This window comes from Streptomyces sp. WELS2, assembly GCF_013870595.1.
Lineage (GTDB): Bacteria > Actinomycetota > Actinomycetes > Streptomycetales > Streptomycetaceae > Streptomyces.
In genome coordinates this window covers 1-2,036 of record NZ_JACBWZ010001004.1, presented here as the reverse complement: position 1 = coordinate 2,036, position 2,036 = coordinate 1, and the positions used below count along the sequence as shown (strand labels likewise).

The following is a 2,036-nucleotide window of genomic DNA, read 5'->3' as shown; positions in this document are numbered from 1 at the left end:
GCGGTGGCCGACGCTGTCGCAGGGTCAGCGCGGCCGGACGCTGATCGCGCGGGCGCTGATGCCCGAGCCGCGGCTGCTGCTCCTGGACGAGCCGGCGACCGGCCTGGACCTGCCCGGCCGGGAGCTGCTGATCGAGTCCCTGGAGAAGTTGCGGGCGGAGCGTCCCGAGCTGGCGACGGTGCTGGTCACGCACCATCTGGAGGAGTTGCCGGCGGGCACCACGCACGCCGTGCTGCTGCGCGAGGGCCGGGTGCTGGCCGCGGGTCCGGTGGACTCGGTGCTCACCGGCGACCAGGTCGGCGCGTGCTTCGGGCTGCCGCTGACGCTCCAGCGGCACGAGGGCCGCTGGAGCGTGCGGATCAGGCGCACGCGGTGACGGGGTGACGAAGGGAGGTGCCTGGTCCGCTCGGGACGGGCACCCCCTGCCGCCTGGGGGTCACTTGTTCAGGTAGGCCCAGAACTCGTCGAACGACAGGACCTTGTCGCCGTTGAGGTCGCGGGACTTGATGATGGCCTCCGCGACCGCCTCGGTGACGTTCCAGTCACCCTGCTGCGCCAGGGCGGACTTGAACTCCGCGGCGGTGATGAACCCGTCACCGTCCGCGTCCATCCGCTGGAACTGCTTGCGTGCTTCCTCGATGTCCGCCACCGATCCGCCCCTTTTGCTCGTGTTTCTCATGCCGTGCTGGCGTACTGACGCTGGTCAGATTAACGGCCCGCACGAGCGCGGAGTGCGCCGACCACCCACGCGAAGTCCTCGGCGTGCGGCGGGGCGGGCTGCCGGTTCACCACGGCGAGCAGTTCCCGGTAGCGGGCCACGCGCTCGTCGAAGCCGGCCGTCATGCGCTCCAGCACCTCGGTCCGGTCGGCGTCGCCGAACAGGTCGTCCAGCACCTCCTCGGCGCCGGGGTCCGTGGGGTCGATGCCCCGCTCCCGGGCCGGCGCCACCAGTTCCACCAGCCGCTTGGCGAACCACAGGGACCGTCCGCGCGGCTCTCCGGGCCGCCGGTCGGCCGCGTTGAACTCGACGGCCCGGCGCATCTGCGCCCGGAACTCCGGGTCCTGGAGCATCTCGGCCAGCTCCACCCAGGCGTCGACCTCCTCGGGCGTGGGGTCCTCCGCCAGGTGGACGGCGGTGCGCCGGATCCGCTCCTGGATGTCGGGGTCCACGGTGTCCAGTCCGTGCAGCGTCTCCGCCACGAACTCCTCCATGATCCGCTGCCGTTCGGCGGCGGACAGCCGCGCGAGCTTGTTCACGAGTGTCATCTCCTCTGCGTCGGTGCCCCGTCGGGCCACGGTCGACAGCACCGCGCGGGTCACCTTCAGCGCCCGGATCCGCGCGTCCAGCGCCGCCACGTGGGTGGCCGCGACCTCCGCCACGGTCCGCTCGCCGGCCAGCACCGTGCGCACCTCGTCCAGGCCGAGCCCGAGTTCACGCAGGGTGCGGACCAGCTCCAGCCGGGCCGCGCTCGCGGCGTCGTAGAGCCGGTAGCCGCCGGACGAGCGGGTCACCGGGGTGACCACGCCCTCGTCGGACCAGTAACGGATGGTGCGCACGCTCAGCCCGGTGGCCCTGGCCAGCTCGCCGATGGTGAACAGCCCGGTGCCGTCGTCGTTCATGTCTGGGAGTCTGGGCCTTCCAGTGGGTGGAGACTCAAGAGGGGACGGGGCCGTGGAGACCCTGCGGGACATTCTCGACGCGGCGGCAGCGGGGCGCTTCCCGCCGGCGGACGGTGCCACGACGGTGCTGCCGCAGCCCTCGCCCCGGGACGCCGGGGTGCTGTCCTTCACCGCGCACACGGTGGTCTTCACCGACGAGGACCCGGCGTGGGTGTACGAGACCCTGCGCTCGGTGGACTCCGACCCGCTGGCCGCGTCGATGAGCCCGCGCTTCCTCGCGGCCCTGCTGGAGCGGACCGGGCGCACGGCCGAGACGATCGACGCGGTGCTGGTGGGCGACCCGCTGCCGGGCGAGCCGTCGTGCGCAGAGGAGGATGGCGGCGAGGTGGAGTGCGGCCTGGTAGGCGATGGCGAGT

The 2,036-nt window shown here is 72.7% G+C and carries 3 protein-coding genes and 1 pseudogene; 2 read left to right on the top strand and 2 right to left on the bottom strand.

Annotation, left to right across the window (positions count from 1 at the left end):
- A partial coding sequence (locus tag H5J33_RS32860) for an ATP-binding cassette domain-containing protein (protein WP_181798362.1) occupies nucleotides 1–376 on the top strand: 376 nt, incomplete at its 5' end.
- Between the two features lie 60 nt (nucleotides 377–436).
- Here the strand turns inward: H5J33_RS32860 and H5J33_RS32855 are convergent.
- Entirely contained in the window at nucleotides 437–649 is a 213-nt protein-coding gene (locus tag H5J33_RS32855; RefSeq protein WP_181798363.1) for an EF-hand domain-containing protein, read from the bottom strand.
- Between the two features lie 59 nt (nucleotides 650–708).
- Nucleotides 709–1,620, bottom strand: coding sequence for a MerR family transcriptional regulator (locus H5J33_RS32850; protein ID WP_181798361.1), 912 nt, complete (start codon nucleotides 1,618–1,620; stop codon nucleotides 709–711).
- Between the two features lie 52 nt (nucleotides 1,621–1,672).
- On the opposite strand from H5J33_RS32850, the pseudogene H5J33_RS32845 reads away from it, so the two are divergent.
- Nucleotides 1,673–2,036: pseudogene (locus tag H5J33_RS32845) on the top strand (GNAT family N-acetyltransferase); the annotation flags it as partial.

Excerpts from the sequence above, each read along its gene's own strand:
- H5J33_RS32850 (WP_181798361.1), bottom strand. The coding sequence starts at position 1,620 with ATGAACGACGACGGCACCGGGCTGTTCACCATCGGCGAGCTGGCCAGG.